The following is a 25,936-nucleotide window of genomic DNA, read 5'->3' on the forward strand; positions in this document are numbered from 1 at the left end:
ATTAACAACCAATAATTCAACCAATTAAATTACCTGTGTTTCCTGCAAAAGCTTCAACGTTGCATCCAAGTCGTTCAGATTGCTCAAGTCAATGGCAGTCGCTTGGCTGGGAATTCCATTGAGTGCTTTTAAGTTCCCCTCCGGAGCGATTCCCGAAACTAGTGGATACTCATAAGTCTTGGTTGCAAAGTATTTCTGAGCATCCTGAGCCAACATGAAGTCCACAAACTTCTGAGCAATATTGGGATGTTTTGTACCATCTAGAATTGCCACCCCTGCCACGTTGACTAGGGAACCCACATCATTGGTGAAGTGATGATCCACGGGAGCTTGAGGATTTTCTTGCTTGAACTTTTCCAAGTAATAGTGATTGACAAATCCGACGGCAATTTCCCCACGGGATAAGGCTTCTACAATTGCCGTATTTTTGGGATAAGTTTTGGGGTTATTGGCCTTAATGCCTTCGAGCCATTGCTTGGCTTTCTCATCCCCTTGCGAGACGCGCAGAGCGGTGACAAAGGACTGGAAAGAGCCATTTGTAGGTGCCCAACCAATTTTTCCTTTCCACTTTGGATCGGTAAAGCCAGAGATTGATTCTGGTAAATCTGCTGGTTTGACTAGCTTGGTGTTGTAGTCTACTGTCCGCACTCGACCCGTAATTCCTACCCACTTCCCATCGGGTGAGCGGTAGCGGCTTTCTACCCGATCGAGCAGTGACGGTGGCAACTGAGATGCCCTCCCTGCCTTTTGCATTGCTCCGAGTGCCCCGGCATCTTGAGCAAAGAAAACGTCAGCCGGACTATTTTTGCCTTCTTCCAGAATGGCGGCTGCTAACTCAGCGGTGTCGCCATAGCGGACTTGTACTTTCGCCCCAGTTTCCTGTTCAAACTGTTTAATCAGGTCGCCAACCAGTTTCTCGTCCCGTCCTGAGTAGATCACCAGTTCTTTTTCCAATGGGCCGGTGGCGGCAACTGGGCTGGCAGATGGACTGGCGGCAGTCGTACTGGCAGGGCTGCTGGTTGGGGAGGTTGCATTGGGAGTTGTGGCACTCTGGTTGTCAGCGCAGGCGATCGCTAACCCGCCGCTGGCAGTTGCCAGTCCCATTAAAAACACAAACTTTCGACGCTTCACAAGATTACTCCTAATAAAATTTTCTATTGACAATATTTGTTAACTAGGTAACTCAGAAGTGTTGGTTAAATTACTACAAGCAACTTCTCAACCTGCTACCTGTATAAAAGATTGCTTTTTTTTTAAAACCATCTTTTATAGCCTGTGTTATTAACACTATTTTGAGTGGCGTATTGACAACCTTTGAATATAGCTGCAAAAAAACTTATTGTCAATAATTATCATTAAGCTGCACAAATTTTGAAGGTGACAGCGATGCAGCGGCGTTAAGTTCCTAGGTTCGGGAGCATCTCGATGAGAGCAAATTGTCCAGAGACGGGAATTGGGCTAGACCAGCGAAGTCCGTCTACCGCTTCGAGAGCCGCTTTGCGCTTTGCCGACTCAATCTAGCCTACCAACCCTGGCTTTAGATAAACTAAGGCGGAATGAGCCTAACGCAAGGAGCCTAGCAATAAATTTCTAGATTAGACCTAAAGCTTCCTTTAGCTTACTGGTAAGCCTTTAAACCCGTTTAAACGGGTTTAAGTTTTTAGCCCAAACTTTAGCTTCGGGCTTCAGTTTAGGGCTGAAATCAGCGACTAAGCCGATGCTTTCTCAAATCGCTGGTTCACTGCATTCCAATTAATGACATTCCACCAGGCATCTAAGTAATCAGCACGCTTATTTTGGTATTTCAAATAGTAGGCGTGTTCCCAGACATCATTACCCATAATCGGATACATTCCTTCCATCAACGGGCTATCTTGATTCGCCGTACTCATCACTTGCAACTTACCATCCTTGCCGCGAACCAACCAAGCCCAACCACTGCCAAAACGCTTGCTACCGGCTTCATTGAATTGCTTCTTGAAGGCGTCAAAGCTGCCAAAGCTTTGATTAATCGCTGTGGCAATTTCCCCCGTCGGCGCTCCACCGGCATTGGGTGCCATAATTTCCCAGAACATCGTATGATTTACGTGACCGCCGCCGTTATTGCGTACTGTAGTACGAATATCTTCTGGCACGCTATTGATGTCGCGAAGCAATTCTTCAGCACTCTTGCCTTTGAGTTGCGAGTATTTATTCACGGCTTCATTCAGGTTTTTGACATAAGCGGCATGGTGTTTATCATGGTGAAACCGCATCGTCGCCTCATCAATATGGGGTTCCAGAGCATTGTAGGCATAAGGTAAAGGCGGCAGTGTAAAAGTATTTGCCGTTTGCCCTTGCTGTGGTGCTTGCGGTGTCTGCTGTGGTACTTGCGGTGTCTGCTGCTGTGCTTGCTGGGTTTCACTTTTTGGGGTTGTTTGAGCTGCACAAGCTGCGGGGAAAGCCCCAATCACGGCTGCTCCGGCAGTGCCACCTAGCAGAAACAGGAAATTTCGACGATAAAGAGCCATAATTCAATCAATTTCGGTAAAAATCTGCGCTTTTATCAAAAATTACACCTGTCTACCGACATAAATACCTCTATCTCAAGGAGGTAATTTCGGGATGGCGACCGGATTGCGTTAAACGATCGCATCCTCGAAAAACAGTAAATTCCACTCTTACTCCATCCAATATTTCAAAAAATTGGATTAAAAATTGGACTGTAAACCAATTCGTAAACTTAAACCGGGGTGATAGATTCGATTAGCTTTTTCGTACTTTACATCAGCCAAATTTTCTAAATTTACGGTAATACCAAAATTTTTAGTAATCGGAATCCGACCGCTCAAATCTAAATTTAAGTAGGACGGTGAAAAATCTTTGTTGCTTTCACCAGGATTATTAAAGAAAGCTCTTCGTGCCCCACTGTGGTAACTTGCAAATAAATTCAACTGCCATCCTCCCCTGGTATAGCCGATACCAAATTGCCCTACGGAATAAGGAATTAAGCCTAGTTGAAATCCCCTTTCCAAGCCAGTTTCAATTCGCGCATCCGTATAGGTATAGTTGAGGAAAGTTGACCATTGCGGAGTCATTTGCCAGCGCAGTGCCGCCTCTAACCCATTTGTATTAACAAGCCCAATATTCGCCCAGCGTCCTGATAGAACTCCGAGGCGGTCGTTTAAACGACTGCCGAAATAGGTAAACTGTCCTGTCAAATTTTCTAAAAATTGGATATCGACTCCAGCCGTCCAAGAAGAGCCAGTTTCCGGATTTAAATCTGGATTAGGCAACCAGTTATGAACTGCATCAAAAACATACAATTGATCTAATCCAGGATTGCGCTGCACTGAAGCCCAACTGCCCCGCACAGCTACCGTTGGGGTAACAGCCCATCGTGCCCCGACGCTAGGATTTAAATAACTCCCAAAGTCACTATTAAAGTTTTGTCTCAGACCAAAATCTGCCTGAAAGGAGTCGCTTATCTTCCAACTATTTAAGGCAAATATTGCTGTATGTAACCTATCTCTATTTTCACTTTCATTAAGGGCAAGCTGATTAGGAGCCGTACTTAAAACATCCCCATTCAAGTAGCTATTCTGTAAATCTAAGCCCCAAGTCAACTTGTTATCAGAGGATGTTTGCCACTGATGCTCTACCCTAGCATTGAGAGCTTGAGAATTCAGGGTGCCAGTCCGGTAGAAGATATTTTGAGTTGGGCCATAAGTGTTAAAGTAATCTTGATTGTATGAAAGTGTCGTTTTCAGAACCGAATCTTCACCTTCTCCTAGCAAAGTCTTCCAAGATAACCCAATATTAAAAGCATCGTGATCTAATCTGTCTCTTTGTAGAGGAAACCCAAAATAAAGTAACCCACGACGACTGCTAATTTTAGAAGCATCTAAACTAAGAGTATTTCTAGAATTCAAATCTAGTGAGATCCCACCAAAGTAGTTACTAGTTGCGGTATCTCCGTTAAATAGAAGACCTTCGGAATCCCGATTAGCTGCACCTTTAGGGACAGCATAACGATTATCTGCCTCGTAATCTTCATAGCCAAGATTAAATCTTAGATTGTCAACAGAACCGCCATAGCTAATCCGATAGTTAGACTGATTAAAAGAGCCATATTCAACTAAAGCATTGAGTCTAGGAACTTCTTGCCCTTGTTTGGTGATGATATTAACAACTCCTCCAAAAGCTTCCGAACCATATAAAGTAGAACTGGTGCCGCTGGATAATTCTACTTCTTCGATTGCTTCTACTGGAATACTATTAAGGTCGGTAGCGCCATGATAAGTATTAATATTCGTGTTAATCGGTCTGCCATTGAGGAGAAAAACAGACTGATTAGTCGAATGTCCCCGGTAGTAAGTACCCGTATGAATATCTGCGCCAAAACCAGCATCGTTAATAGCAAATCCAGGAAGTCCTCTCAATACTTCCGCTGCACTATTAGCGCCTTGCTTTTGAATTTCTTCTTGATTAATTGTATAGAGGGGCGTAGACGTTTCCGTGAAAACTTCTCTTTTTGCTGTTACAACTAATTCAATTTCTTCATTTGTTCCTACTTGAACTTCTGGCTCAGATGCCAACTCACTTGATTCAACTGCTTCTGGCGTTTCATCAGCCTCGATAGCAGGCTCAGATGATAGGGAATCAGTATTATTATCTAAGTTGAAAATAAGCGCGGAATCACTTTGATTAACTTCTCCGCTTGGAATTCCAGCCTTTCCAATTATGACTACCTGAATACTATTAGAATCTAAAGGAGTAACAGATACAGCAGTAATTGCATCAGTAGGGTTATTTTGATAGAAACGATTTCCTTCAGGTAAGCTCAACTGAGCATTGATGATGTTAGCGGAAAAGATATTGTTATTGCTGGATGTCAAAATTTGAGAAAGCGTACCACCCGTAGTTTCTAAAACTACCTGAATACCGCTACTTGTTGGAATTAAACGAATGCTAGTGACTTGTGTGACTTCTGCCCGAACTAGAGGGGCAATGAATACTGCTACAGCGTTCGCAATCAAAAAGCTATTGAACAATAATTGTTTATTCATATATTTTTTCCAATAAAGTTTTAGTTAATTGCTTCGAGCTTTAGCGATCGCTTTGATGATTGAAGGCAACAAATGATTAAGAAATCAAAAAATAGCTTGACGAATGAAGCTCTTTGATTTCTTGGAGTAAACTTTGATATTGTTGTTGCTTGCCTTGTTGTAGATAGAGATCGGTGGCTTTCTCGAAATCTGCTTTCACTCCCTGTTTGTGTCCCAACGTGTAGTGGACGAGACATCGGCAGTGATAGGCGTCGCCATCCTGAGGATTGAGTTGAATCGCTTGGGTAAAGTCTTCGATTGCTCCCTGATAATCCTGTAACTGGGAGCGGACAAAACCCCGGTTATAGTAAGCTAATGCGAGGCTGGGATCGATCTCAATTGCTTGGCTAAAGTCAGCGATCGCTCCTGGCGTATCTCCGAGGGCAGCGCGGGCAAGACCTTGATTCGTGTAAGCTTGAGCATTATCGGGATTGAGGCGAATTGCTTGGGTTAAATCAGCGATCGCTTGACTGTAATCTCCGCTCAATACCTTGTAGACTCCGCGCTTGAAGAAGTCCTCAGCACCCATTTGAGCTATATCGGTACTCGCCGTTATCGTGATTTGTAATGGCTGAGCTTGAGCTATCAGCGGCAAATTCAGCAGTACCACTGCAATGCTGAAGATGATAATAATGCGGGAGCGACTCATAAGATAGACGTTTAGAAAGCACGGATACGCCAACATTTTGAGTTGAGTTGCTGTCGCCGTCAAAAGACAAGCTGTCAAACTTGTTTCGTGCAGTTTGGAGTGTAAGCTTATTCAGAGATTGCACAGAACACAAAGAAAGCACAAAGTTTTAGATGCATGGTTCCTCTACCTAACTATCGTCCCAAACAACTCTCCCTTGGCCCTTTAGAAGCAGAGATTTTAAATATCGTCTGGGAACTTGGTTCTGCCACGGTTAAGGATGTACACGATCGCATTCTGGCTGACCCAGACCGGGAGTTAGCTTATACTTCAGTAACAACGGTGCTGCGTCGCTTGACCCAAAAAGGTTGGCTAGCTTGCGATAAACAAGAACGTAGCTTCTCCTGGCAACCCTTGATTTCGCGGGAAGAAGCGCAAGCCATTAAAGCTCACGAACAGTTACACCAGTTTCTGGCAGTGGGGAACCCAGATGTCGTCGCCGCCTTTGCAGATAGCCTCGACAGCGCTAGCGTAGAGCAAATAGAAGCGATCGCGCTTCGTCTTCAATCCGCACGCAAAGCGAGAGAGGAGGGAAAATAATGCATCTAGCAATGATTCTGACAGCGTTAGGATTAGCGTGGTGTCTGAGATGCACAGGGTCAAATCCTTCTGGAAATTGGACGCAACGCTGGCAACGAGCCTTTGGGTTATTTTTGTTTCCGCCGATGCTATTAATCGTGACAGCGATCGCGGTTATTTGTATGGGTACAGACGGAAAAATGGGAGGACTGCAAGCCGGATGGTTCAGCTACTCCCTCGCATGGGGATTTTTAGGTGTTGCCGGAATTTTATGTCTAAAGTTGGCAAGGGAGGGATGGCTTGCGGTACAACAGACACGCACCTATCCCCAAATTGAGATTGAAGGTAAATTGGGTCGCCTTCTTGAGGCTAGCGTTCTATTTAGTGCCCAAATTGGGTTCTGGCAGCCTGAATTAGTCGTGAGTCAGGGATTGTTAGAAACCCTCGATCGAGATCATCTAAAAGCAGTTCTCGCCCACGAACAAGCGCATTCCTATTATCGGGATACGTTTTGGTTTTTTTGGCTTGGCTGGGTGCGTCGGATAACCGCTTGGCTGCCAAATACAGAAGCTTTGTGGCAAGAACTTTTACTATTGCGAGAACTTCGTGCGGATCGATGGGCGGCGCAACAGGTAGATCCTTTGTTGTTGGCGGAATCTCTGCTATTGGTGGTGAGTGTCTCGCCAGTACAGTCTGAAAGTTTCTGTGCGGCGTTCAGCGCTGTTGCCACCCGGAACCGTTTAGAGGAAAGAATCGAAGCACTTTTAGCACCACCAGAAGAGTCAAATTCACCCAGCTTATGGCTTTGGCATTGGATACTGCTAGGCTTTCTTCCGCTAATAACCGTGCCGTTTCACAGTTAAATTTTGGTGCTGCACAATCGGGATGATTTTCTGTTAAATTTTGCCCAAAGAGGCAAAGTTTTTCTTACCGTCTTTGCGCGAGATGATCATCCGTTCCCTGTGCAACGCCTCAATTTCTGACAAATTAACCGAGGACGGAATTACTCAAGAAAACCACTCCAATCGAGCAGATAGCCAACCCGGCGAATCGCTGCCAGGGTAGCGGTTGAGTGGCAGATTTCCGGCTCACTGCATTGCCAATCAGCATGGCAACCAAGGCAACGCCATACTGAATAAATGTGAAACCCAGAAGGTAAGCAACAAGCGGCGTCATGCCAGCACCGACGATTGCCTCGCCATAAGCGTAGCCGTGAAATAAACCAGCGATCGCTCCCAGCGCCAGAATAACCAGCCAGTTTGGTTTATTTGGCGTCACTAACAGCGCCCCAAAGATAATCACGGAACCCGCGATCGCTATCTCAGACCCCGGTAAATCTAGCTTCAGTAAATGAATCCCAGTTCCCGCCAGTGCTGCCGACACAAACCCGGCTGGGATGAATGCGCCCCACACTTGCCCAACCGCCAGTAACCCAATCGCCACCACAAACGCAAAATGATCCAGTCCAATCAAGGGGTGGGCTAGCCCTGAAAAGAACCCTTCAAAGAAATTAGACGGCGTCTTGCCACCCATTGGATGGTGAGCGATCGCCTGCTGGGCGCATAGCAAAGTGCTAATTAAAACCAAAAATACAATTACCGTTCGGCTTTGCATCAGATTCAAGAAAGCAAAGCGTCTATCTTTAGACATATTCTGTACCTCGCAGATTTCGCAAATCAATTTCTTTCGGCGGGTATTCTGGCTGAGAGATCAAAACGACGGATCTCATTACAGCTGCGGGACAGCGACGGCTTTACACCGAACTTTCCCCGTTACCTCTGGTGGCTGCTCCCCACCAGAACCGATTGAGTAGGGCAATCATATCACTTCAGTGCTGGCATTTTAAAAAGTATGGGTAAAATGAACCTCAAACAGATGACTCCAAGAGCCGCTTTATTTGAGGAGGAATCGAAAAAATGTGCGTTAATTGTCTGCTGGTTTCGGCTTTAATCTTCTTTACAATCCAACCCGGCGAATCAAATTGCATTGGCTCAAAAACTCAAGAAGCGATCGCTTCTTGACTGCCACTATAATTAGCTCAGGATTTCCTTTAGCTCGTGCTGGTTCCAAAGCGAACGGTAAAGCCCAGGTTCTCGCAAAAGCTCGGCATGAGTCCCAGACTGCACGATCTCACCTCGATCCATCACAAAAATGCGATCGGCAGTTGCAGCCGCAGACAGTTGGTGAGAGATAAAAATCACCGTTTTGCGCTGAACGCCTTCCGATAGATTATTCAAAATCGCTGTGGCAGTCTGATTATCGACGCTAGAGAGAGCATCATCCAAAATCAGAATCGGGGAATCCATCAGCAAAGCACGGGCGAGAGCAGTTCGCTGTCGCTGTCCGCCTGAGAGGGTGATGCCGCGTTCTCCGACAATGGTTTCGTATTGCTGCGGAAAATTAAGAATTTCTGGGTGAATTTGTGCTTGCTTGGCAGCATTCATAATCTCTGACTGTTCGCTCAGAGGATTGCCGTAGCGAATGTTGTTTTTGATGGTAGTGCTGAACAGAAAACTGTCTTGAGGGACATAAGCGATCGCTCCCCGCAAATCGGGCAATTTTATCTGCGTAATATCATTGCCATCTAGGAACAAACTCTCGCTTGGAATATCCACTAATCGCGGCAAGGCATTGGCAAGCGTCGATTTTCCGGAGCCAATTGGCCCGACAATTGCCACGGTTTCTCCTGGTTCAATGGTAAAGCTAACATTCTTAAGCGCCGGAGTTGCGGCTCCGGGAAACGTATAACTCAGCTGACGAGCTGTTAATTTACCGCTTACTTTTTCAACTGGTAAATTCAGTGCATTCGGAGTATCTTTAATTTTGGCTTCTGCCATGAGAATCGACTCAATGCGGTCAATACTCACCTCACCTCGTTGGTAAGCAGTTATCGTAAAACCCAGTAAAGCAGTGGGGAAAACTAATCGCTCGGTGTAGAGAATCAACGCTAGAAAATCGCCAATCGTAATCGCACCTGCCACAATTGACCGCGCTCCTACCCATAGCAATATCAGTAAGCTGATAAAAGCCATCCCTTGAATGATGGGAAACAAGGTATTTCTCGTCTTTGCCAATTTGATATTGGCTTGCAACAAGCGGTTGTTTAATCGGGAGAAGGCGCGGCGCTCGTTCTCCTCCTGAGCGTAGATTTTGATTAGAGCAATCCCGCTCATATCTTCTTGAATCAATTCGCTGACGCTGGAGAGTTCCTCTTGTAACTCTAGCTGTTCATTCCGCAAGCGATCGCTAAATAGTTGCACAGCAATCAGCATAAACGGATAGACTGCGATCGCCAGCAGACTCAGCTGCAAATTAATCGACAGCATCACTGGCAATGTCAATCCGTAGGCAAAAACTGTATTCGCCAAACTCAACACAGCAAATCCCAGCAGACGCCGGATATTATCCACATCGCTAGTCGCCCGGTTAATCAAATCTCCCGCTGTATTGCTAGCAAAATAAGACGGTTCCAGGGTGAGTAGATGCTGAAAAATCTTTTGTTTCAGGTCAAATTCTACTTGTCGCCCGACTCCAAACAGCAAGATGCGCGAAGCCATCCGCACCACCCACATCGCCGAAGCCAGAATCAGGATTAGCGCTACATACTTCCAGATTTGAGCGAAGTCAAACGCTTGGCGGAGGTCGTCAACGCTATCTCGAATCAGCAAAGGGATATAAACGCCCACTGCATTCACAACAAACAGCGCGATGACGCCTAAGGTAGCCTGCCGCCAGTGGGGACGCAGATAAGCACCCAATTTTTGCAGCCGAGAGTGAGCCATTCTGTGAGGACTGAGGATTAAAAACTGAGAAAAGGCAACAGGCAAAAAACTTCCTTGCAACCTGCAAGAGGCTTTCGCCTAACACCCAACCCCAAACCATCGTAGACGAATTGGCACTCATACTGCTTCTATAAAACGAGGGGTGTCAACCAGCCACGCAGAAAGTAGTAGATGAAGGTGAGATATTCTTCTACCACTCGCGTTGTTGTGACCAACGCTTCCACAGTCGGAACAAAATCCGTGACGGCGATCCGTCGGGCGGGCGTCGCCCCGCCTTGAAAGGTGAAGAAATCTGTCGCTCTGGGGATGACCGTGACGCCCAAATTGGCAAAAGTGAGGTTAGCACGGCGAATATTTAAGCCAGAAGAAACAAGGATAATGCGGCGCGATCGAATCCCACGTTGTCTCAAGATTTCCTCAACCCTGACCGCACTGGTACGGAGATCAACCCCACGAGGTTCAAGCACAATTCGGTTTCGGGGCACACCCATCCTGACCAGCAGCGCCGCGACATCGTTAGCCTCATTGACACTATCTTGATTCCCGATCAGCTCCGATCTGGGTCCGGCGCTGACAATGACTAAGGGGTCATTGCCGCTCCGTATCTGTTCTTGATAAAGCTGAGCAGCGTATAGAATGCGATCGCCTGTATCAGTTAATTGAATCTGCGTCCGATAGGGAAGATTTGCTTGTGTCGTCCCTCGCCCCAGCACCACAATCGCCCCCACAATTTGAGATCCGGTCGGCGTAATATCAGCCGGACATTGAGTTTGGCAAATAAGTTGGCGTCGTTGCTCCAGTTGAATCGCCTCCACTTCTGCTTGCTGAGCCAGCCAGTAGGCAACAATGGGCAAACTAGACAGCAGCAAAACGAGGAAGGCTATCCTAAGTTGGTTCCAGGCTACGCCTGTTATGCCTCCCTTTTTCACCCCGCCAATGGCGAACAGCAAAAGCATAATTGACAACCCCAACGGTTTGAGCGGAAACGAAAGGATATTCCAGGCATTCGATACCAACCTTTCATTGGGATTGTAAAACGCCATCACCATGATCACAAACAACAGTAGCCCGCCCAACCAAGCGAGATATTGTTTGGGAATCCATCGCACTAACAAAAAGTAGACTAAGGTGCCAATCAGCAGCCACAACAGAACTCGCGTTAAGAGTAAAAACATAGTAGGTAATTGGTAATGGGTAATTGGTAATGGGTAATTGGTAATGACTATTTACCGGCGATTACTGATTACCTCTTATCGACGTTTCAATTTTGTCCGAATCGCCTCGGTTACGGTTTGAATTACCTTAACACGGGCATAGTATTTATCATTCGCGGCAACAATTGTCCAGGGAGCGTTAGGAGTGTTCGTCCGCTGAATTGCTTGATTGACTGCCACCTCATAGAAAGCCCAATTGTCCCGATTTCGCCAATCTTCGGCGGTGAGTTTGTATTGTTTAAAGGGGTCATTCTGACGCGATATGAATCGCTGATACTGTTCTTCAGGACTAATATGCAGCCAGAACTTGACCAAAACGTAGCCTGCATTCGTCAGTTGGCTTTCAAACTCATTGATTTCCTGGTAGGCTCTGCGCCATTCCAGTTCTGTGGCAAAACCTTCAACACGCTCTACTAACACTCGTCCGTACCAGCTGCGGTCATCAATGCCAATTGTCCCTGCTGTTGGCAACCACCGCCAGAACCGCCAGAGGTAGTGATGCGCTTTCTCTTCATCCGTAGGTGCTGCGAAAGGATGAACGGCATAACTGCGGGGGTCGAGAACATCGGTTAAGCGTTTGATGGCTCCTCCTTTCCCAGCCGCATCCCAACCTTCAAACAGCACCAGGACGGGCACTTGATGTTTGTGAATCTTCATTTGAAGTTTCAGCAGTTCTACTTGTGCCTCGCGTAACTGCTTTTTGTACTCATCTTTAGAGAGGGCGAGATTGAGATCGACTTGCGCTAAGAGATCCGGTTCGGCGGGGTTGAGGTGTTCTTGAAAGGGTGTAGGGGGAAGAATGGGCGTCCGAATGTGCAGTCGGTCGAGGGCTTCTGTAAGAGTGGCTGCGAATTGGGTGAGGACTTTCACCTGCGCCCAGCGTTGGCAGTTGCCTTCAACTAATGTCCAGGGGGCGGAGCCAGTGCTGGTTTGGACGAGCATTTCCTCGGCATAATCTACATATTTGCCGTAGTGTTTCTCTTGTTTCCAGTCTTCCGGACGCACTCGCCAAGAGTCTAAGGGATCTTTGGCATATTCTTTTAGCCGGTGCTTTAATTCTTTGCGGCTTAGATGAATCCAGAATTTAGCGATCGCATTTCCATCATCCACCAGTTGGCGCTCAAAGGCGTTTATCTCCGCCATCACGCATGGAATTTTTGACTCCTCGATTCTTGCAAACAGCCGGTCTTCTAAAACATGGGTGTACCAGCTGTGATAAAAAATCCCAATACTGCCCTTTACTGGCAGTCTCCGCCAGAAGCGCCACAAAAAGGGGTATTGTTGCTCTTCCTCGTTGGGAGGCCAAATCGGGTGAACCGTAAACCCTCGCGGGTCCATGTAATTGACCATTTTCTTGACTAAAGCACCTTTCCCCGCCGCTGCCCAACCTTCCAGCACGACAATCATGGGTAGCTTTTTGTCCCAGCAAGCCTTTTGGAGCGATCGCACTTGACGCATTAGCGTCTCAATCTGAGACTCATAGGTATTTTTATCGAGGGAAAGATCCAAGTCCAGGGTATCTAGCATAATGTTGACTAGAAAAGAGCAGTATCTTTAACTATCTCCTAGTCTTGCACTTGTTGAGCTGACAATTCAGTAACTACCCCTAAATGTCAAAGCTTAGACATAAAAATACCGGAGCTAAAAACAAGAAGAAGAAAAAAGCGCTTTTTCCTCTTCTTGTTTGCTCCGGGCAACAAATAGTTTGAAAAAAATCGGCAATTGGTAAATTACATCTCCTTACCAATTACCCATCTGATTACTTTGCTTCAAACGCTCCGATATCACAAACACCGCCTTGCGGTCTTGCAACACCCCGTTGATCGGTTGCCAAGCAAGTCGCATTGTTACCTGTATTAATCGCTGGACTACCGGCTAATAACGGTAGAGTTTGAGTCAAACCACCAGTGGCAGAAAGTGCGCCTAGCATTGGTTCAACAATAGTGATGCTAACCGCGCAGTTTTTGTCTGTGGGATCGTTTGGATTTTTGGCGGGAAATTGGATATTGTTGCCGCCGTTGGTCATTTCGTCAGAACAATTCTGTTTAATATTCCAGGTATTCCCCCCATTATCTGCCTTATTATTAGCGATAATTGTATTCTTCAGCGTTATATCTGGACTACTGCCAAAAATACCAGCTCCCATAAACCCAGCATAATTGTTAGCAATCGTGGCATTATTGATGGTCATCTTGCCACTGGTTCTCATAATGGCACCGCCCAAACCCCCCTTCGCATCTGGAGTCACGGCTCGATTGCCTGAAAAAGTAGTATTAGAAACTTCTGCCTTTACATCATTTCCAGTCCACAGTCCCCCGCCCTGATTCGCAGAAAGGTTGCCAGAAAAGGTAGTGTTTCTCACTACAAAAATAGTGCTATTTGTTCCGGCTGTGTAATTAGGAGCAGTCGTAGTGCCACCGACCACGAAAATAGCACCGCCAAAGCCTTTGTCGTCAGTGCCTGTAACGCTATTTCCAGAGAAGGTATTATTTTCGATTGCCGTTGTATTACTATTATAAAGTTGGTTAAAGAAAGCGCCGCCTTGATTGGTAGCAGTATTGTTTGTGAAGGTGTTATTCCGCAGGATGATTTTGCCAAGATTGCCATTAGCACCATCATTATAAATGGCACCACCCGCCCCACCCGGAGCCACAATTCCAGCGCTATTTCCCGTGAAGGTGCTGTTAGTTACGGTTAGATCGCTGAGCAAGTCATAGATTGCACCACCGAGGCTGGCTTGGTTTCCGGTAAAAGTGCTTTTATCTATAATAATTGTACTTTCACTCTTACTATAGATGGCACCGCCTCCAGCCTCTCCCGGTTTCGTTGATTTGTTGTTGCTGAAGGTAGAGTTCAGCACTACTAACTTACCTCGATAACCGCTATAAACACCGCCGCCATTTTCGGCGCTAAAGCCATTAGCAATGGTGAGGTTCTTAAGTGTCAGTTGAACAAGACTATCAGTGGAGAAGATCCGATTAGTTCCATTTCCGCTGAGAGTTACTACACCTCGTCCGTCGATTACCGTATTAGCGGAAAGTACCTTTTCTTTCACTACAATCGTATGCGGACTGGAACCACAATTAAAGGTTACAGTCCCCCCACCTACTAAAGCAGTATCTAAAGCAGCTTCAGTACAGCTTGCAGCAGTTCCATTGCCGACAGTTCCAGCCGCCTTAGCTTTTTGATGCGAGGAAATCGTTAAGGCGACGCAGAAAGCGAGAGTTAAAAAATAGAGTGGTTGTTTCATACCAAAAACCTCATTATTCAATACTAGAAGAGATATTACTGTTTGCAATTGCTCGACCAAATGAGCTTACTTATTTTTGGGGTTAGAATACTGTGCAATTGCAAAAAAAGCCTGGGAGTGAGAAAGGTTAGAAGCTGAACTAACAAACCAGATATTTGACAAGTTCAACATTTATTGGGTTCCAAACAAATGCAGCATTCTCGGCTCAAGGAATAATTTGTAACCCGGAATAGAGTCTCTAACAAAACTAGAAAGTTTAATCATCCGCGAATATACGTAATTTTCACTTTACAGAATTGTCTTACAAGAAGCCTTGTTAAATAGTTCGTGATTTTGGCTATCAATCCGGAAATTTTTTCGATTTTCAGTAAATTTACACACGTTTTATAGTATTAGACTATTGCCAAATTACAAATAAATTTTTATTTAAAAATAGAAATTATGATTAACCGTAAAATCATTTATAAATTCTTGCTTGTGTGTACAGCGTAAAAGCATTTTTATCCATATATTTACATAAATAGAATTCAATCAAATTCGCTCCTAGAAATATTTTATTTATCTATTCATAAGGTCTCTTTGAAATCCTGATAGTTCTATTAATCCTGGTAATGAGGAGCAGGATACATCATAAATCTGATGGGTTAACACCAGATGAAATCAGCTTTTGAAAGTTCTGGCGTATTGCTTGGGTTACTTGCTGTTGCACCAGCGATCGCTGTGAAACCGGCACAGGCAGAAACGATTGTTCCAGCTCAAGATGGTACGGGCACAATTGCCGCTCCTGAAGGGAATACAATCGATATCAGTGGGGGAAAACTCTCTGGGGATGGAGCAAACCTTTTCCACAGTTTTGAGCAATTTAACCTCAATGCAGACCAAATCGCTAACTTTATTTCTAATCCCAAAATTGAAAATATTTTAGGCAGGGTAGTGGGTGGTAATCCCTCTACAATTGATGGTTTAATTAAAGTCACCGGAGGAAATTATAATTTATACCTGATGAATCCATCCGGGATTATATTTGGTGCCAATGCCAGATTGGATGTGCCGGGAAGCTTTACCGCAACCACTGCCACAGGTATTGGTTTTGGCTCTAATTCTTTTAATGCTAGCGGCGATAATAATTACGCAACATTAACGGGAACCCCCAGTAGTTTTTCATTTAATACTGCTCAACCGAGTGCCATTGTCAACTCTGGAGAACTAGCTGTTAAAGAAGGACAAAATCTCACCTTGCTGGGTGGCACTGTGGTTAGCCAGGGAACTCTGTCAGCACCAGGAGGTAAACTGATTGTGGCAGCAGTACCAGGACAGAATACAGTACGGATTAGTCAACCCGGACAATTGCTAAGTTTAGAAATTCAACCAATTTCTTCTGATGCCAGTCAGTCTTCAACTGCAACAGTTTCCTCTCTACCCCAGTTATTAACGGGCAGCAAAGCGGGAAATGCCACTGGACTGACTACAAATAGCAAAGGAGAGGTAGAGCTAACAGGTTCTGGTATCAAAGTAGAAGCGGGAGATGTGGTAGTCCGTCAGCTCAATGCGGGAACAGCGACTCTTTCAGCCAACCATAATTTGACCCTAGTTGAAAGCCAGATGCAGACATCTGGAGATATGAATCTGCTGGCAAAAGATACCGTGCGAGTGCGGGATAGCGTCGCGACGCCTTTTGTGGCGAAGGCGGGGGGGAATCTCACTGTTCAAGGCAATCAAGCGGTTGATATTTTGGCACTGAATCACCCAGAAACCCCCTTTCAAAGTGGCGGAAATCTCAGTTTAATCAGTGATGGCATTATTTCTGGAGATGCTCACTATTCAGCGGGTGGTAATTTTTCAATTCTCAACTTATCGGGAGCAGGTGGCAAGTTTCAAAGTATCTATGACCCCATCATTACTTCCGATGGCGATGTCATGCTTGATTCTTATACAGGTGCTTCCCTTAAGATAATCGCAGCCGGAAAAATTACGATTAGTGGGGATATCGTCATTAATGCGATAGATCCAGAGGTAGACCCTGATAGCCGTGCCTTGATTTTACAGGCGGGTGCGGTTGGAACAACTGATAATGTACCTTTCAGCGAACCCTTTCCGGGTGCATCTCCAGAATATTTTGACGACGCAGGCGCAAATCCCTCTTACACAACCTTTGTGAAATCTCCTGCCTCAGCGGGAACAATTACAGTTGCAGGAACCATCAAATCTGATGATTTACTGGGGCCAGCCGAACCATTAGATGTTACCTTGTCGGCACCGGGTGATATTAATGTTCAAACCATTCAGTCGTCTGGGGGAAACATTAGTATTAGCAGCACCAGCGGTTCTATTAATGCCGCCGACCCAGTCAATCAAGTTTACAATTTAGACTCGCGGAATCGCCCTGGTAACGCGGGTACGATTACCCTCAGCGCCCCATCTGGAAATATCACAACTGGAGATATTTTTTCCTCTTCTGATAACTTTGGCACTACCGCTTCTGGGACTGGTGGCGCGATCGCAATTAGCGCCGGAGGCAATATTAAGACTGAAACCATAGATTCCAGTTCTAAGTGCAATTCTTGCTCTTCCTCTGGCAATGGCGGTGAAATCACGCTGATTGCTGGCAATGATATCGCCGCTAAAATCATCGATGCTCAGAGTCTTGGCAGTGGCATAGGCGGTAATGTAACTATCGCGGCAGGACAGAATCTCACCGTTGATAATAAGTTCGTTACTTTTACTTACAATAACCCCAGCATTAACACGACAGGAACGGGCGGGGGTGGAGCCATTAATATCAACCATCACGGGGGAGTCCCAGTCCCCACGACTCCATTTGTCGTTGGCGATCCCACAACGAATGGAACTGCCCAAGCCATCACCACGGGCACTTCGACAATTTCGCCCCCCGAATCTTTCCCCGGTGGAACTGTTCAGGGCAATATTACGATCAATACCACTCCTCCACCGCCGATTCCTGCACCAATTCCTGCACCAATTCCTGCACCAATTCCTGCACCAATTCCTACGCCAACTCCCGCGCCAACTCCTACCCCTGTCCCTAGTTCAAATCCCCAGCCGGAACCTGGGAACCAACCCAAGGCAGAAATTGTGGCAGACTTTCAAGGAAATACACTCTCACCCGTACCAGTAGAAGGTGCAGAAAATCAAAGACCGATTTTGTGTACGGTAGAGAGTCTCGAAGATGAAAAGCTGCCGATTTTACACAGGTTGCCTCGCTGTCAAGAACGCCCCGATCGCCGCAATCAGCCACCGGCAAGCTCTAAAACGCTGTTTGTTCCGCAACAACAAAGCGATCGCGCGATCCCTCAAAAGTAATCAATGTCACGAAAGCGCTGGTTTGTAAGCTCAGCCGCAAAAATCTCTAAGATATAATTTTGAATCGCCCAGAAATGCGGATACTTCCGCGTTTCTGTGCGATTTTCAGACGAAAGAGGTATGCGATCGCTAGTTTGGTGAAGGAAAGTATTTATAAGGAACACAAGCTCTCTTACTGAGGACAACGCATTGCCCTCAGTTAGCTATCCTTATAAAGCATTGATTCAAAGTTTTGAGAAGGGATTGAACGTGTCGCAAGTCAAACCAACCATTCTGGTGACGGGTGGAGCTGGATATATTGGAACCCATGCTGTACTGGCGCTGCTCAAGGCAGGCTATGGGGTAGTGGTATTAGATAACCTGGTGTACGGACATCGGGAATTGGTGGAAAATGTACTCAAAGTAGAGCTGGTAGTGGGAGATATGAGCGATCGCGCTCTCCTCGCCCAACTCTTTGCCACTCGCAATATTGCGGCAGTTATGCACTTTGCCGCTTATATTGCTGTGGGAGAGTCCGTCACCGATCCCGCGAAATACTACCACAACAACGTCGCTGGCACCCTGACACTGCTAGAAGCAATGGTGGCGGCAAACGTGAAGAAATTTGTCTTTTCTTCTACGTGCGCCATCTACGGGATGCCTCAGGAAGTTCCCATGACCGAACACCATCCCCAGAATCCCCTCAGTCCTTACGCAACCAGTAAGTGGATGGTAGAGAAAATTCTGGCGGATTTTGATCTTGCCTACGATTTCAGGTCTGTGGCATTCCGCTATTTCAATGCGTCTGGTGCGAATCCCGATGGCTTACTGGGTGAGGATCACGAACCAGAAACCCACCTGATTCCCTTGGTACTCCAGACAGCTTTGGGCAAACGGGAATCGATCTTCATTCTTGGTACCGATTACCCGACACCTGATGGAACCGGAATTCGGGACTACATCCACGTCAGCGACTTGGCAGATGCTCACGTTTTAGGGTTAGAGTATCTCCTGCAAGGCGGAAGCAGCGATGTCTTTAACTTAGGGAATGGCAACGGTTTCTCAGTCCGAGAAGTGATTGAGACAGCAAAGGCGGTAACGGGTCGGGAAATTCCCGCAGTAGAACGCGATCGCCGTGCCGGTGACGCCCCAATTTTAGTCGGCAGCAGCGACAAAGCAAAAAAAATCCTCGGTTGGCGTCCACAATACGCAGACCTGAGTAAAATCGTTGCTGACGCTTGGCAATGGCATCAGCATCGTCATGGATAATTCTGGAGTGGAAGTTAGATTAAGTCGTTTAGAATCGATTGTTGAACAAATTGCAGAGGCAGTACTTGCCAGCGCTGACACAATTGACCGTCTTGGCGAGCGAGTAGATGCTCTCACAATTCAAGTACAACAACAGGGAAATCTTAGAGAGGCAGTAATTGCTACCAATGAGACAATTAACCGCCTTGCTGACCGAGTGGATGCCCTCACCATTCAAGTACAAGAACAGGGGCATCAAGTCCAACAGCAGCACTATCAAATTTTTGCCTTAAGTGATGCAGTGCAAACCTTGGCAGAAACCCAAGATGATTCTCTCGTGCGGTTGACGCAACTGACAGAAGCTTTACAACGCCTTGTGGATGCCATCGAAGCAACTGAAGAGACCGAATCTTAATCTCGGTCTCTGGTTTGCTATCGTATCCCGATTGGCTGTCAATCCCAGGGAAATAAAGTGGAAGTCCCCATCAACTCATCAGGAGAGTTTTCATGCACTTTCTTCGTCGGTACGCTGTCATCCTTCCCGTGACTGCCGCCGTCAGTTTCTTGCTCGTCAGTTGCAGCGAAAGCAAAATCACTCAGTGTCAAAAGATATTCAAGATTACCAACGAAACGGTGAATGAAACCAAAACCGTTACCAATGGAGGTCAAAATAGCTCTCCAGAAGCGCTAGTCAAAACAGCCGAGATTTGGGATAAATCAGCTCAAGAAATGACCAGTATCCAAGTCAATGACCCAAAGCTGAAAAAGTTTCAAGCTGATTTTATTAGGATGTATCGAGAGAGTAGTAAGGCAACTCGCGAATATGTTGCAGCTCTCAAAAAAAGGGATTTCCCCGCGGTTGATGCCGGATTTAAAAAATTGCAAAAATCCTATAACCCAGAAAGAAATTTAGTGAATGGGATAAACACCTACTGTGGAAGTTAATCAAAAGTTGCTTGCGATTTCTACCCACTTTCTAAAGCTCAAAAATTAGGAGAAGAGAAGAATCAAGCTATTTTTCTGGGCTAAGTTCTAGGAAGTCTATTTTTGATTCCATGTAATCCAGTGTCAGGCGTGCAAAAGTGCGGTAATGGACTTAGAGCCTACAGCGATCGCTCAAGAGCGATCGATCGCTGGCTGAGGAGTGAGTAAAATTTACACTCAGCCCTTAAGTACGCGCAACTGTGAAGTCAGCTTTGTCATTAAAGTATGCCCTCGTCCATGAATGGTTGACCCCCGAAGCTACTGGCGGGTCAGAACTCGTTGTCCGAGAAATTCTCAAGCACATTGATGCCGACCTCTATGCCCTCATTGACTTTGAATCCACCAATTCCGAAAGTTATCTCTTCAATCGCCCCATTGGCACCACATTCCTGCAACACTTCCCGAAAGCCCGCAGTGGCATTCAAAAATATCTCCCCCTATTGCCGCTAGCGATTGAACAGCTGGACTTACGCGACTATGACGTAATTCTCTCCTCTGCCCACGCTGTCGCCAAAGGAGTCCTCACCAGTCCGCAACAACTGCATATCTGCTACTGCCATACGCCCATGCGCTACGCCTGGGATTTAACTTTTGATTATCTAGACAGTAGCCGACTAGGACGGGGTCTCCCAGGCATCCTGACGCGGTATCTCCTTCATCAACTGCGTCAGTGGGATGTCCTCTCCGCAAACCGCGTTGATTATTTCATCGCCAACTCCCAACACACCGCACGTCGCATCTGGCGCTGCTATCGGCGGGAAGCAGAAGTCATTTATCCACCCGTCAATATCGAGCGGTTTTCCTTTCAGCCCCATAAAGAAGATTTTTACCTCACCGTTTCCCGGCTGGTGAGTTACAAGCAAGTATCTTTAATTGTCCGATCTTTTAACCAACTGGGACGCCCGCTTGTGGTGATTGGCACGGGTCCGGAACTTGACGAAATGCGCCAACTAGCGAAACCCAATGTAAAAGTGCTAGGGTCACAACCAGATGATGTTGTTGAGCAGTATATGGCTCAAGCAAAAGCATTTGTGTATGCAGCCTGTGAAGACTTTGGCATGGCGTTGGTAGAAGCCCAAGCTTGTGGCACTCCTGCGATCGCCTATGGTGCTGGTGGGGCATTAGAAACCGTTCTGGATATTCGGGAACACCCGACACAGGGGACTGGCTTATTTTTTCCAGCCCAAACAGAAGCGGCTTTGATAGAAGCGGTAAAAACCTTTGAAGCATCGCAAGGATTATTTAATCCGGAGATTGCTAGAGTCCGCGCTTCTCAGTTCGCCCCTCAAACTTTCCAGAAGCGCTATCTAGCCTTTCTAGAGAGCTGTTATCAAGAATTTCAGTCATCCTCAGCCATTCGTCCCTAATCATCCGTCATGCTCTTTAGCCGGTTGCTAAAAACCCATGACTAATGACCAATGACCAATGGTTAATGACCAAATTCCATTTTCTGGGACTCTATTAGCTGTCTTCAGGCGTCTTGTGGCTTTATGATCGGGACTGTGTGGTGTGAAGTGAAGGAGTAAGATGACTGCCGAAAGCCAACTTATCTCCGGCAAGATGTTGTGGGCGTTCGTGAAGCGAGGTTTTCAACCACTCGCGCCGACAGGTAGGCCCAGAGGTTTGAGCAAACAGCGAGACCTCCCCCTACAGCGTCTAGACCGAGATTTCGCTAAGCGATGTTTTGATGTTCTGTTTTCACTGTCGGTTTTGATTTTGTTTTCTCCCGTTTACCTGCTGTTGGCCTTGCTGATTGCCCTTAGCACACGAGGCCCGGTTTTTTATCTCCAGGAACGAATCGGGAAAAATTACCAGCCTTTTGGTTGCCTCAAATTCAGAACGATGGTGCCAAATGCAGACGAAGTGTTGTTGCAAATGATGGCAACCTCACCCCATCTGCGTCAGGAATTCGAGGATAATTTCAAACTCAAAGACGACCCTCGAATTACATGGATTGGTAAATTTCTACGGGTGACTAGCCTGGATGAGTTTCCCCAATTCTGGAACGTTCTGAAAGGGGATATGAGTGTTGTTGGACCAAGACCTCTAGTTGCTGAGGAGTTGTCAAAATACGGACATCACATTGACAAAGTGTTGACGATTCGACCTGGAATCACCGGATTGTGGCAGGTTTCTGGGCGTAATGACATCCCTTACCCGCGCCGAGTGCAGATAGATGTCTATTACGTCAATGCCAGGAATTTCTGGCTCGATTTGTGGCTGATTGTAAAAACAATTGGCGTTGTCGTTTCCCCTAAAGACAATGGTGCCTACTGACAAATAGCTGACGTTCGGCCATCTATCACTCAAATAAAGTTCTTTAAACAACGACTCCTACAGCTTTCCTCCTTACGTGGAGAGAGCTGTAGGACTTTGTGATTCATTAGTTTGATGAGTCTTAGAAGACTGTGGAGTTCCGCTTGCCTCTAGAGCGGGTAGACTCTTCATACCTGATTTTACGGTCTAGATCAGTGAGTTGTTGTGATGGCGATTAATCAATTTGTCTCGCTCGGAATTTATGCAACAGGTATTGTAGGTACTCTTGCAAGAAGCTTTTCTCCTCTTCTTGGCTCAACATTTAGTCCACCGTTGAAATACGTAAGTCTTATTGCCGATGCTTAGAAGAATCTACGTATATTCCTGATGTTGCGCCAGAGATTTTAAGTTAACGTAAGGAGTGAATTAAGGATTTCCTCTACTTACAGAGGGATTTTTCATAAAATTGGGTGCAAGTGACTCTTGCTGCAACGTTAGCGAGAGAAAACTTACAGGATAATTACCACTTACTGTTAAGACGATTGTTTCGTCACAGGCTATAGGGAATACTAAGTATGACGCAACGCAAGCGAGCGCTAATTACGGGCATTACAGGACAAGACGGTTCTTACTTAAGTGAATTTTTGCTTGAGCAAGGCTATGAGGTTCACGGGATCATTCGCCGGACTTCTACATTTAATACAGACCGGATCGATTATATGTATGAAGACCCTCACAAAGAGGGTGTGCGGTTGTTTCTGCACTATGGTGATTTAACCGATGGCACGACGCTACGCCGGATCTTAGAACAAGTCCAGCCGGTAGAAATTTATAATTTAGGTGCCCAATCCCACGTCCGCGTTAGTTTTGACTCGCCGGAATACACGGTTGATGCAGTCGGGATGGGGACGTTACGCCTTTTGGAAGCGATTCGGGACTACCAACAACGTACCGGCATTGAGGTACGGTTTTATCAGGCAGGTTCTTCTGAGATGTTTGGTAAGGTACAAGAAGTACCTCAGAAGGAAACCACACCGTTTTACCCCCGCAGTCCTTATGCCTGTGCGAAGCTTTACGCTCACTGGCAAACGGTAAATTACCGGGAATCCTACGGTCTATTTGCGTGTAATGGGATACTCTTCAACCACGAAAGTCCACGGAGAGGAGAGACGTTTGTAACGCGCAAGATTACCAGAGCGATCGCTCGCATTGTTGCCGGGAAGCAGAAAAAAATCTACCTGGGTAATCTCGATTCCAAGCGGGATTGGGGCTACGCAAAAGACTATGTAAGAGCAATGTGGCTAATGCTACAGCAGCAGGAAGCGGATGATTACGTTGTAGCAACGGGAGAAACTTACTCCATTCGTCAATTCCTGGATATTGCCTTTGAGCACGTCAATCTAGATTGGAAAGACTACGTAGAGTTTGACGAACGCTATTTACGTCCAGCTGAAGTGGATTTGCTGATCGGCGATCCCACGAAGGCTTACCAAAAGCTGGGTTGGAAACCATCGGTTACTTTTGAAGAATTAGTTCGCTTAATGGTGGAAGCGGATATGCAAGCTTTGGGTTTGAATTGTCCGAATGGCAACGGTTTGCACTCGCCTCTGGATCTTGCCACGATTCGCCAGAATGTCGGTAGTATGCACGATTAAATCGTTTTGACTTGTCGGGGCAAGGGCGATCCCCGTGCCCTACTGAGTGATGAGTGATGAGTTTTGCATTAACTCATCACTCATCAATTTTTGGAGATATCCTGAATCCAGTGGAGGATGGCAAGAGATATGGCAACTTTAGATTTGAGCGATAAGCGAATTCTCGTCACTGGCGGAGCTGGTTTTTTGGGGCGTCAGGTCGTAGATCGGTTGTGTAAAGCCGGAGCCGATCAAAACAAGATTACGATACCGCGATCGCGCGAGTACGATCTCCGCTCCTTAGAAGACTGTCAACGCGCCGTTGAGCAGCAGGATGTCGTGATTCACCTCGCCGCTCACGTCGGTGGCATCGGTCTGAATCTGGTAAAACCCGCTGAATTATTCTATGACAACCTGATGATGGGCGCTCAACTGATTCATGCTGCCTATCAAGCAGGGGTTCAAAAATTTGTTTGTGTAGGGACTATCTGCGCTTATCCCAAGTTCACTCCAGTACCATTCAAAGAAGATGACCTCTGGAATGGTTATCCGGAAGAAACTAATGCTCCCTATGGCGTTGCTAAGAAAGCTTTACTGGTGCAACTCCAATCCTACCGGCAGCAGTATGGCTTTAACGGCATTTACCTGTTGCCAGTAAACTTGTACGGGCCGGAAGATAACTTCGATCCCAAGAGTTCCCACGTGATCCCTGCCTTAATTCGCAAAGTACATGAAGCTCAAGCTAGAGGCGATAAGCAGCTACCTGTATGGGGCGATGGGAGTCCCACTCGCGAGTTTCTCTACTCTACGGATGCCGCTTTGGGTATCGTCATGGGTACGCAGGACTACAATGGCGCAGAACCCGTCAATTTGGGAACGGGTTATGAAATTTCTATCAAGGATTTGGTAGAACTGATTTGCGAACTGATGGGCTATCAGGGCGAAATTATCTGGGAAACCGATAAGCCGAACGGTCAACCGCGCCGCTGTTTAGATACAGAACGGGCGAAGCAAGAGTTTGGCTTCACTGCCCAAGTGGACTTCAAGGAAGGGCTGAAGAACACAATCGATTGGTATCGGCAACACGCTGAGTAAGTGTGAAAAACTTGCGATTGTGAAAAACCCGTTTTGCTAAACAAAACGGGTTTCTGCGTTTTCAGGAGGGAAAATAGCGATCGCAAAACAAGTCCGCAGGATATCGAGTCAGGATATGGACGATAGGCTCCCCTCGGCACAAACCTAATTTATTAAGACTTGTGAACAAAGTCAATCATCAACTGGATAAACAGCAATTGAGGCGATCGCTTCTCAAAACACGGCAATTGATGCCTGTGGAGGAATGGAGAGAAAAGAGCGATCGCATCTGCACCCACCTCGAATCTTCCTACCTATTTACCCAATCCAAAACTGTCTTAGCTTATTTCAGTTTTCGACAAGAACCTGACCTCAGCCCTCTAATTAGCGATTGTCGCCAATGGGGATTTCCTCGCTGTGTTGGCGATAGTCTTATTTGGCATCTCTGGAAACCCGGAGACTCCCTACAAAAAGGCGCTTATGGTATTCTTGAACCGCACCCAGATAGCCCCGTTTTACACTCAACCGAGGTAGATTTAATTCTTGTGCCATCTGTAGCTTGTGATGTGCGGGGATATCGTTTAGGTTATGGTGGCGGTTATTACGATCGCTTGCTCAATTCATCCGAATGGTCAACCAAATTAACTATCGGCATTGTCTTCGACCTTGCTTGCTCCCTAGAGCTGCCGATTGATAGCTGGGATAAATCTTTGCAGGGTGTCTGTACAGAAATGGGGTTGAGAATGATGCGATGAAGTCTCAAAATCTCAATTTTAAATTTTCAATTTCCGCGCAGAGGACATTGTCCTCTGCGCTCCAACCACCTACTTAGAACAAGCATTTGGTTAGACAAATATACTTACTATAATATGACTTAATTATATTAAAAGCAAGAGTTTT

The 25,936-nt window shown here is 46.2% G+C and carries 20 protein-coding genes and 1 riboswitch; of the genes, 11 read left to right on the forward strand and 9 right to left on the reverse strand.

Annotated elements, in window-relative coordinates:
- Positions 1-24: 24 nt before the first annotated feature.
- The 4 genes from H6H02_RS05750 to H6H02_RS05765 form a co-directional block, all read right to left on the reverse strand.
- Positions 25-1,131, reverse strand: coding sequence for an extracellular solute-binding protein (locus H6H02_RS05750; RefSeq protein ID WP_190815529.1), 1,107 nt, complete (start codon positions 1,129-1,131; stop codon positions 25-27).
- A 578-nt stretch (positions 1,132-1,709) separates the two neighbouring features.
- Positions 1,710-2,510 (reverse strand): superoxide dismutase, encoded by an 801-nt coding sequence (locus H6H02_RS05755; protein ID WP_190815530.1) that lies wholly within the window; start codon positions 2,508-2,510, stop codon positions 1,710-1,712.
- Between the two features lie 180 nt (positions 2,511-2,690).
- A complete protein-coding gene (locus tag H6H02_RS05760; protein WP_190815531.1) occupies positions 2,691-5,048 on the reverse strand; it encodes a TonB-dependent receptor in 2,358 nt (785 codons plus the stop codon).
- Positions 5,049-5,124: 76 nt separating this feature from the next.
- Positions 5,125-5,736, reverse strand: a complete 612-nt coding sequence (locus tag H6H02_RS05765; protein WP_190815532.1) for a tetratricopeptide repeat protein — start codon at positions 5,734-5,736, stop codon at positions 5,125-5,127.
- A 156-nt stretch (positions 5,737-5,892) separates the two neighbouring features.
- Between H6H02_RS05765 and H6H02_RS05770 the strand changes: the two genes are divergently transcribed.
- Entirely contained in the window at positions 5,893-6,315 is a 423-nt protein-coding gene (locus H6H02_RS05770) for a BlaI/MecI/CopY family transcriptional regulator (RefSeq protein ID WP_190815533.1), read from the forward strand.
- A complete protein-coding gene (locus tag H6H02_RS05775; RefSeq protein WP_190815535.1) occupies positions 6,315-7,157 on the forward strand; it encodes a M56 family metallopeptidase in 843 nt (280 codons plus the stop codon). The genes H6H02_RS05770 and H6H02_RS05775 overlap by 1 nt, the downstream gene beginning before the upstream one ends.
- Before the next feature lie 124 nt (positions 7,158-7,281).
- On the opposite strand, the gene H6H02_RS05780 is transcribed toward H6H02_RS05775, so the two are convergent.
- The 5 genes from H6H02_RS05780 to H6H02_RS05800 form a co-directional block, all read right to left on the reverse strand.
- Positions 7,282-7,944 carry a HupE/UreJ family protein gene (locus H6H02_RS05780; RefSeq protein ID WP_190815537.1) on the reverse strand — a complete coding sequence of 221 codons (663 nt, stop codon included), beginning with the start codon at positions 7,942-7,944 and terminating at the stop codon, positions 7,282-7,284.
- A gap of 20 nt (positions 7,945-7,964) precedes the next feature.
- Positions 7,965-8,115, reverse strand: a riboswitch (cobalamin riboswitch).
- Between the two features lie 212 nt (positions 8,116-8,327).
- Positions 8,328-10,076 carry an ABC transporter ATP-binding protein gene (locus H6H02_RS05785; RefSeq protein ID WP_190815540.1) on the reverse strand — a complete coding sequence of 583 codons (1,749 nt, stop codon included), beginning with the start codon at positions 10,074-10,076 and terminating at the stop codon, positions 8,328-8,330.
- A 128-nt stretch (positions 10,077-10,204) separates the two neighbouring features.
- Positions 10,205-11,251: a YdcF family protein gene (locus tag H6H02_RS05790; protein WP_190815542.1), complete on the reverse strand. Its 1,047-nt coding sequence runs from the start codon at positions 11,249-11,251 to the stop codon at positions 10,205-10,207.
- A gap of 75 nt (positions 11,252-11,326) precedes the next feature.
- Positions 11,327-12,817, reverse strand: coding sequence for a polyphosphate:AMP phosphotransferase (gene pap, locus H6H02_RS05795; protein WP_190815544.1), 1,491 nt, complete (start codon positions 12,815-12,817; stop codon positions 11,327-11,329).
- A gap of 232 nt (positions 12,818-13,049) precedes the next feature.
- Complete coding sequence (locus H6H02_RS05800; RefSeq protein ID WP_190815546.1) at positions 13,050-14,540, reverse strand: choice-of-anchor Q domain-containing protein; 1,491 nt, start codon at positions 14,538-14,540, stop codon at positions 13,050-13,052.
- Between the two features lie 654 nt (positions 14,541-15,194).
- On the opposite strand from H6H02_RS05800, the gene H6H02_RS05805 reads away from it, so the two are divergent.
- From H6H02_RS05805 to H6H02_RS05845, 9 genes are all read left to right on the forward strand, one after another.
- Positions 15,195-17,861: a filamentous hemagglutinin N-terminal domain-containing protein gene (locus H6H02_RS05805; protein ID WP_190815548.1), complete on the forward strand. Its 2,667-nt coding sequence runs from the start codon at positions 15,195-15,197 to the stop codon at positions 17,859-17,861.
- A 249-nt stretch (positions 17,862-18,110) separates the two neighbouring features.
- On the forward strand, positions 18,111-19,109 hold the full coding sequence (galE, locus tag H6H02_RS05810) for a UDP-glucose 4-epimerase GalE (RefSeq protein ID WP_190815967.1): 999 nt from the start codon (positions 18,111-18,113) through the stop codon (positions 19,107-19,109).
- Complete coding sequence (locus H6H02_RS05815; RefSeq protein ID WP_190815549.1) at positions 19,102-19,503, forward strand: hypothetical protein; 402 nt, start codon at positions 19,102-19,104, stop codon at positions 19,501-19,503. The genes galE and H6H02_RS05815 overlap by 8 nt, the downstream gene beginning before the upstream one ends.
- Positions 19,504-19,595: 92 nt before the next feature.
- The gene (locus H6H02_RS05820) at positions 19,596-20,033 is read left to right on the forward strand and encodes a hypothetical protein (RefSeq protein ID WP_190815551.1); all 438 of its coding nucleotides are present in this window, start codon (positions 19,596-19,598) and stop codon (positions 20,031-20,033) included.
- Positions 20,034-20,272: 239 nt separating this feature from the next.
- Positions 20,273-21,439, forward strand: a complete 1,167-nt coding sequence (locus H6H02_RS05825; RefSeq protein ID WP_347342567.1) for a glycosyltransferase — start codon at positions 20,273-20,275, stop codon at positions 21,437-21,439.
- A 160-nt stretch (positions 21,440-21,599) separates the two neighbouring features.
- Positions 21,600-22,349: a sugar transferase gene (locus H6H02_RS05830; protein ID WP_190815555.1), complete on the forward strand. Its 750-nt coding sequence runs from the start codon at positions 21,600-21,602 to the stop codon at positions 22,347-22,349.
- Between the two features lie 554 nt (positions 22,350-22,903).
- Positions 22,904-23,983, forward strand: a complete 1,080-nt coding sequence (gene gmd / locus H6H02_RS05835) for a GDP-mannose 4,6-dehydratase (RefSeq protein WP_190815558.1) — start codon at positions 22,904-22,906, stop codon at positions 23,981-23,983.
- 129 nt (positions 23,984-24,112) lie between these two features.
- A complete protein-coding gene (locus H6H02_RS05840) occupies positions 24,113-25,057 on the forward strand; it encodes a GDP-L-fucose synthase (protein WP_190815560.1) in 945 nt (314 codons plus the stop codon).
- 161 nt (positions 25,058-25,218) lie between these two features.
- Positions 25,219-25,791 carry a 5-formyltetrahydrofolate cyclo-ligase gene (locus H6H02_RS05845; protein ID WP_347342568.1) on the forward strand — a complete coding sequence of 191 codons (573 nt, stop codon included), beginning with the start codon at positions 25,219-25,221 and terminating at the stop codon, positions 25,789-25,791.
- Positions 25,792-25,936: the final 145 nt, after the last annotated feature.

The organism is Coleofasciculus sp. FACHB-1120 (assembly GCF_014698845.1).
Classification (GTDB): Bacteria; Cyanobacteriota; Cyanobacteriia; order Cyanobacteriales; family FACHB-T130; genus FACHB-T130.